The sequence below is a fragment of the Gilvimarinus sp. 1_MG-2023 genome (assembly GCF_030548285.1).
In genome coordinates this window covers 1-278 of the sequence record NZ_JAUOSC010000906.1, presented here as the reverse complement: position 1 = coordinate 278, position 278 = coordinate 1, and the positions used below count along the sequence as shown (strand labels likewise).

Annotated in this window: 1 protein-coding gene; it reads left to right on the top strand. The window is 56.8% G+C overall.

The window, feature by feature from the left end; all coding sequences use genetic code 11:
- The coding region (locus Q4563_RS19500; RefSeq protein WP_303605696.1) for a triose-phosphate isomerase at nucleotides 1-278 on the top strand (278 nt) is incomplete at both ends.

Genomic DNA, 278 nt, shown 5'->3' with positions numbered 1-278 from the left:
AACACAGTCAGGTTCAGGTCGGCGCGCAAAATTGTGCCAGTGAAGAAGCAGGTGCCTTCACCGGTGAAGTGTCGGTCGGCATGTTGGCAGACATGGGTTGCCGCTACGTTATTGTCGGTCATTCCGAGCGTCGTGCCCTGTATGCCGAAACTGATACGCTGGTCTTGGAGAAAACCCGTCGAGTACTGGCTGCCGGCATGAAAGCGATCGTTTGTGTTGGCGAAACACTGTCCGAACGGCAGGCGGGTAATGCCGAGCAGGTGGTTGGCACACAGCTG